Genomic DNA, 6,938 nt, shown 5'->3' with positions numbered 1-6,938 from the left:
TGACTTTGCGAACGCGCAAGCGGAAGTATAAGGTCTGACACCTGCCCGGTGCCGGAAGGTTAAGAGGGGAACTTAGTCGCAAGGCGAAGGTTTGAATCGAAGCCCCGGTAAACGGCGGCCGTAACTATAACGGTCCTAAGGTAGCGAAATTCCTTGTCGGGTAAGTTCCGACCTGCACGAATGGTGTAACGATCTGGGCGCTGTCTCAGCTGTGAGCTCGGTGAAATTGTAGTCTCGGTGAAGATGCCGAGTACCCGCCACGGGACGGAAAGACCCCGTGCACCTTTACTATAGGTTGACATTGACGCTGGACAACACATGTGTAGCATAGGTGGGAGACGTTGAGCCCGGGCCGCTAGGTCTGGGGGAGTCGCCGTTGAAATACCACCCTTGTGTTGTTTGGTGCCTAATCTAGAAATGGAAACAGTGTCTGCTGGGTAGTTTGACTGGGGTGGTCGCCTCCAAAAGAGTATCGGAGGCTTTCAAAGGTCCGCTCAGTCCGCTTGGTAACCGGACGTAGAGCGCAATAGCAGAAGCGGGCTTGACTGTGAGGCCTACAAGCCGAGCAGGGTCGAAAGACGGATATAGTGATCCGGTGGTTCCGCATGGAAGGGCCATCGCTCAAAGGATAAAAGGTACGCCGGGGATAACAGGCTGATCTCCCCCAAGAGCTCATATCGACGGGGAGGTTTGGCACCTCGATGTCGGCTCGTCACGTCCTGGGGCTGGAGAAGGTCCCAAGGGTTCGGCTGTTCGCCGATTAAAGTGGCACGCGAGCTGGGTTCAGAACGTCGTGAGACAGTTCGGTCCCTATCTGTGGTGGGCGTAGGAAATTTGACAGGACCTGACTTTAGTACGAGAGGACCGAGTTGGACTAGCCGCTCGTGCACCGGTTGTGGCGCCAGCTGCAGCGCCGGGTAGCGACGCTAGGATGAGATAAGCGCTGAAAGCATCTAAGTGCGAAACTCACCTGAAGATGAGATTTCCGATATAGGAAGAGTCGTGGGAGATGACCACGTTGATAGGCGGGAAGTGTAGAGGCCGAAATGCCACAGCTGACCCGTACTAATGACTCGAACGCTTCGTATATACACCCTTACCTCTTTTCTTTTTCTCGCTCGTCCTTGTGTCAATGATTTTGCGTTGGCTGTTCTTCCCGCAGTGGGGGGCCGCAGCCGACGGCACCAGTAATGGTGGCTTTAGCCCGGGTGTTCACCTCTTCCCATTCCGAACAGAGTCGTTAAGCCCCGGAGCGCCTATGGTACTGCCTTCATCGGTGGGAGAGTCGGTCGCCGCCAACCTTACTGTTACCAGTCCAGCGCCCCTCCGGCTTCGTGCCGTCGAGGGGCGTTGGTCATTTATCCCTATCCATTCTCGCACTGTTCAAGTTGAAGAGCGTGTCCTAATGCTAGGTATATTGGTGGTCGGGATACTTATTGTGCCATTTATTTGTTAGCAGTTATAGCTGGGGTACTGGATACTCTTTGCTTTGTAACTTGTGCTTTTACACATAAGGTCAGTGCAGTAATATGGCTTTTACGTATCCATGGTTTTTGTTGGCACTGCTAACAGTACTGATTCCTGTTGCAATCCATCTGTTCGAGCTTCGGAGGCCTAAGCGAGTACTCTTCACCAATGTTGGCTTTATTCAGGAAATTAAACTGATAACCGCCAGGCAACGACGTCTTAAGCACTTGTTAGTGCTAATGACGAGAATTGGCTTTTTGGTTTTTATGGTACTATTGTTTGCGCAACCTTATGTACCTGCTGTGTCTGGAAACGAAAAATCTGACCCGCAAGCTGTGGTGAGAGTGGTAGTGGATACTACTCCAAGTATGCAGGCAGGAGACGATGAACAATCCGTATTTGACCAGGCTATCAAACAAGCACGTGAACTGCCTACAGCATATCCTACTGCAACAAATTTTGTTTTACCTCCTAAACAAACTCAGTCTCTTACAGCCTCAGCTTATCAAACTGTAGTCGATAAACTACAAGTCTCAGGAAGTGGGGGAGGATTAAGTGAAGCTTTAGGTATACTCGATGAACGGGGCCCTGCTATTGCACAGTCCTTTATAATCTCCGATTTTCAGAAGAATACCTTTTCGGCAAACACCTTAGCCAAGCTGGACTCAACTCAGAAAGTGTTCTTGGTGCCAGTGGGGGCAAAAGAGGTTAAAAATGTGTTTGTAGATAGTGTATGGCTTGATGATGCTTTTGTTCGTAGCAATGTCGATGTTATAGTACATATTCGTTTACGGAACGGTGGGGATACGCCAATAGAAAGCTGTCAGGTGAAGCTATTTATTGGTGATAAGCAAGCTGCTGCATTTAGAACAGCAATACCGCTGAGTGAGGCTGTATCAACAGAGGCTAGGGTTCGGCTAGAAGGAGAAGGATTGGCTAAATGCCGAATTGAGTTAGAGGATTTACCCGTTACATTCGACAATAGTTTTTACTTCACTTTGCAGCCTTCGGCCAGGATTAAGGTACTGGATGTATTGCCAGCAGAAGCTACTGCTACGCGTCAACTCTATGCCAACGAACCGCTGTTCTCTTATACTGCGTCGAGACTAGGTGCACTAGACTACAGGATGCTAGAAGCAGCAGATGTCATGTTAGTGCAAGCGCAGACCCGTATAGACGCTGGTTTGCGAGAAAGCATGAAGCGTGTGGTACAACGGGGCGGGGCGTTGGTGATAGTGCCACCAATACAGGTTGAAGGGCGAACTTCATATGACCAACTCTTTAGAGAGTTAGGAGTAGGGCCAGTTCAATGGGAGAGGGCGGGTGCTATTCCTGTCTTGCGTGATGTAGCGATGCCATCCACTCAAAATCCTTTTTTCAAAGATGTGTTTGGGGCGCAGAATAGGCAGCCAGTAATGCCCAAAGCAAGTCCGGTATTACGGTGGTCGCGTTCAGGCGCTGACCTTATGCGCATGCGTGACGGCGACGGGTTTTTGTCTAGTTATTCCAGCGGCAGGGGTAACGTATACCTTTTCTCTACGCCTTTTGATGATGCTTACTCTGATTTCACACAGCACGCACTGTTCGTGCCGGTGATGTACAGGCTAGCTATGCAGAGTGCTCGTAGCTTACAGCAACCAGCATACAGGTTGAACCAGGGAACCATTGCGGTGAACGTGCCGAGTGAGACCATGTCAGCAGGAGCCGACCAAGTATTTAAGCTTGTAAAAGACAGCCTGACGTTTATCCCTGGTCAGCAGCTACAAGCAGGTGTGTTGCGCTTTGATGTACCACCCGGAATGCGGGAGCAAGGTTTTTATAGACTCACGCATAATGGCCGAGATATCACTACAATTGCTTTTAATTTCGATAAGCAGGAGTCGAGGTTGGATACGTATTCTGCTGCTGAACTACGGCAGTTGATTGGACCCAATAGGCCGAATGTGCAGGTGTACGACGCTAGTGCCGGACAATCAGTGGCAGCGAAATATAAGGCAGAACAAGTCGGTACATCCTTATGGCAGTATTGCTTGTGGGCCGCACTTGCATGTTTGCTAACAGAAGTTCTGCTACTTCGCTTTGTTGGAAAAGCTAAAACAGCCGAGACACGAGCGGTGGCTGCATGATAGAGGGAAGTGGTTGTTGAAGTAGTTGTAACTTGCTACCCTTATCATTTCTTCTCTTTTGGAACCCTCACGCAAACCACTAAAACCAGTCTTACGAACGGCGCTGCTCTACGGAGCAGGTGCTGGCTTGTGTTGTGCGCTCTGGATAGTAGGGCTATATCTCGCTGGCAATAATCCTTATGGCCCTAAGCGGTTGATGTCTATTTTCTTTCCGCCAGTGGCTGTGCTTCTAGGACAGTGGGCTTTGCGATGGTATTTCAAACCAGACGGCCCCGGAATTTTGCGCTCTATTGGTACAGGCCTATTAATTGCCTTCTTTTCAGCAGTGTTTTCAGCGGGTAGTGTGTATGCCTTTGCACGGGCTACTGGTCCAGAGCCAATTGCACGACATCTAACAGAAATGCGGCGTTTGTTGGAGCAAGGCAAGCCTATGTTTCTTAAAGAAAAGAACGGCCGGCAGCAATACGAGCAGACCTACCGTAACTTGGCTTTTACTCCTCAAGGATTAGCAGCCGATGACTACATGCGGAAGTTGATAGTAGGAATATTATTGAGCATTCCGGGAGGGATATTTCTACGGAAATAAGCACATTCGTCTTCACTATTTATACTACTACAATGGATAACACCGCTACTCCCGCTACCACTGGTGCCGTAGGCATCCGGTATGGCATCCTGACTGGCTTAGTAAGTATCATTTTGTCATTTGCCCTGAACACAACTGGCTTGGAGCAAAGTCCAGCCAAATGGATAAGCTTATTAGTGTTGGCCGGAGGAATCTATCTTGCTCAAAATTACTTCAAGCAGCAACAAGGTGGCTTTATTTCCTATGGCCAAGGTCTAAGTATTGGCGCAATATTATCGGTGGTAGCTGGGATTCTCAACGGAATCTTCAGCTACATATACGTTACATACATCGACCCTGAGTTCATTGGTCGTATCATGGACAAGACCCGTGCTGATATGGAAGCACGTGGTGGAATGACGGATGCGCAGATTGATCAGGCAATGATTTGGACTGCTAAGTTTATGAACGGTCCGATGATGCTGGGAACTTCCATTTTAGGGACGCTGCTTGTGGGCTTTATCATTTCGCTGATTGTATCGGCTGTTACTAAAAACCCGCGTCCTGAATTTGAGTAAGCGCCACGCCCATTCGTTTCCGGTGGAGTTGTCCATCGTTATTCCTTTGCTCAATGAAGCCGAATCTTTGCCGGAACTGACAAGCTGGATTCACCGAGTATTGGCTCATCATGGGCTTACATATGAGGTCATCTTGATTGATGATGGTTCGACGGACGAGTCCTGGGAAGTAATTGAGAAATTAGCAGAAACGAACACGCATTTGCGCGGAATCCGTTTCAACCGCAACTACGGTAAGTCGGCGGCGCTGAATGTAGGCTTCCGCGAGACAATTGGGCGGGTGGTGTGCACCATGGACGCCGACTTGCAAGACTCGCCGGAAGAGTTGCCGGAGTTGTACCGAATGATTACCCAGGATGGCCTTGATTTGGTAAGCGGTTGGAAGCAGAAACGCTATGACCCTCTTTCCAAAACTATCCCAACCAAGCTTTTTAATGGAGTAACGCGCTGGATATCAGGAATTCCACTACACGATTTCAATTGTGGGCTGAAGGCTTATGATCAGCGCGTAGTGAAAAGCGTGGAGGTGTACGGGGAAATGCACCGCTACATTCCCGTAATTGCCAAATGGGCGGGCTTCCGCAAGATTGGCGAGAAAGTGGTGCAACACCAAGAGCGAAAATACGGCGTCACCAAGTTTGGGCTGGAGCGTTTTGTGTATGGCTTTCTGGACTTGATGAGCATCACGTTTGTGAGCCGTTTTCGTCGGCGGCCAATGCACTTCTTTGGAACGATGGGTACTCTATCGTTTGTGTTAGGTATGCTCATTACGTTGTGGCTGGTGGGAGAGAAGGTCTACCTAGCTTTGCACAACTTGAAAGCGCGTGAGGTAACGGCGCAGCCCTTGTTTTTCTTGGCTCTGATAGCCGTGGTAGTAGGCGTAATGCTGTTTCTTACCGGCTTCTTGGCTGAACTAATCCAGCTGAATGGGCCAAACCGCAACGATTACTTGGTGCGAGAGCGAGTGCATTAAACTTGGTTGAAACCTTGCTGACAATCCTAGATTTTCCGAGCAGTTGCGGTAGTTGGTGAATACCACTTGTTAGTTACTACATGAAAATTGTCATTATTGGCCCGGCTTATCCGTTGCGCGGCGGTTTGGCTACGTACAATGAGCGGCTGGCACGGGCCTTTCGGGAAGCAGGCGACGAGGTAAAGCTGGTTACATTTTCCCTGCAGTACCCTGACTTCTTGTTCCCTGGTCAAACGCAGTTCAGCACCGAACCAGGCCCCACCGATTTAACGATAGAAGTAAGCATCAATTCTGTGAACCCATGGACTTGGTGGCAGGTAGGAGAGAAGTTACGCCGGGAAAAGCCAGACCTAGTGATTTTTCGGTTCTGGCTGCCCATCATGGGGCCAGCGCTAGGTAGTATAGCTAGGCGTATCAAGCGCAACCGGCACACGCGCATTGTAGCTATTACCGATAATATCATTCCCCACGAAAAGCGCCCCGGCGACCGGCCTTTCACCCGTTACTTTCTTTCTGCGTGTCACGGCTTCGTAACCATGAGCCGCTCTGTGCTGGCTGATTTACGCCGCTTGCATTTCACACAGCCTGCTCAATATAAACCGCATCCGCTCTACGACAACTTTGGACCGGCAAAGCCTAAATGGGAAGCGCTTCAATCCCTACAACTTGATCCACAGTTCAGCTATTTGTTGTTCTTCGGATTCATTAGAGCTTACAAAGGGTTGGACATCATGTTGGAGGCTCTTGCTGACGCCCGGCTAGCAGGGATGCCTATCAAGCTGATTGTGGCGGGTGAATATTATGAAGACGCAGCACCTTATGAAGCCCTCATTCGGCAGCATGGCCTTGAAAACCGATTGGTACGAGCCACCGACTTTATTCCGAACGAACAAGTAGTGGATTATTTCTGCGCGGCAGATATTATAGTACAGCCCTACAAGAATGCTACCCAGAGCGGTGTATCGCAGATTGCTTACCACTTCGAGCGCCCAATGCTGGTGACGGATGTAGGGGGCCTAGCCGAGCTGATTCCGGATGGGGAAGTGGGGTACGTAGTAAAGCCTACGGCACGTGCTATTGCGGATGCGCTAATGGATTTCTATGAGCACAAACGTGAAGCGGAATTCACGGTGGGCGTACAGGAGCAGAAGAAACAGTTCTCTTGGAGCGAGATGGTGAAAGCACTGAAAGAAGTAGCCAGCATAGCGTAAAGAAGTTGCTGCCAACAA

General features: G+C 49.8%; 5 protein-coding genes and 2 rRNA genes (1 of these 7 cut by a window edge). All 7 read left to right on the top strand.

Annotated features, from left to right (window positions below):
- Nucleotides 1–1,089, top strand: a 23S ribosomal RNA gene (locus MTX78_RS16345); it begins 1,820 nt to the left of the window's first position.
- A 100-nt stretch (nucleotides 1,090–1,189) separates the two neighbouring features.
- Nucleotides 1,190–1,301: ribosomal RNA gene (gene rrf, locus MTX78_RS16340) — 5S ribosomal RNA — on the top strand.
- Between the two features lie 228 nt (nucleotides 1,302–1,529).
- Complete coding sequence (locus MTX78_RS16335; RefSeq protein ID WP_243796462.1) at nucleotides 1,530–3,593, top strand: BatA domain-containing protein; 2,064 nt, start codon at nucleotides 1,530–1,532, stop codon at nucleotides 3,591–3,593.
- A 58-nt stretch (nucleotides 3,594–3,651) separates the two neighbouring features.
- Entirely contained in the window at nucleotides 3,652–4,179 is a 528-nt protein-coding gene (locus MTX78_RS16330) for a DUF4199 domain-containing protein (RefSeq protein WP_243796461.1), read from the top strand.
- 32 nt (nucleotides 4,180–4,211) lie between these two features.
- Nucleotides 4,212–4,736, top strand: a complete 525-nt coding sequence (locus MTX78_RS16325) for a DUF4199 domain-containing protein (protein ID WP_243796459.1) — start codon at nucleotides 4,212–4,214, stop codon at nucleotides 4,734–4,736.
- Nucleotides 4,729–5,709 (top strand): glycosyltransferase family 2 protein, encoded by a 981-nt coding sequence (locus MTX78_RS16320; protein WP_243796457.1) that lies wholly within the window; start codon nucleotides 4,729–4,731, stop codon nucleotides 5,707–5,709. Before MTX78_RS16325 ends, MTX78_RS16320 begins: the two co-directional genes overlap by 8 nt.
- Nucleotides 5,710–5,789: 80 nt before the next feature.
- Nucleotides 5,790–6,920 (top strand): glycosyltransferase, encoded by a 1,131-nt coding sequence (locus MTX78_RS16315; protein WP_243796455.1) that lies wholly within the window; start codon nucleotides 5,790–5,792, stop codon nucleotides 6,918–6,920.
- The last annotated feature ends 18 nt before the right edge of the window (nucleotides 6,921–6,938 follow it).

The organism is Hymenobacter tibetensis, from assembly GCF_022827545.1.
Lineage (GTDB): Bacteria > Bacteroidota > Bacteroidia > Cytophagales > Hymenobacteraceae > Hymenobacter > Hymenobacter tibetensis.
This window is presented reverse-complemented; position numbering and strand designations above follow the sequence as displayed.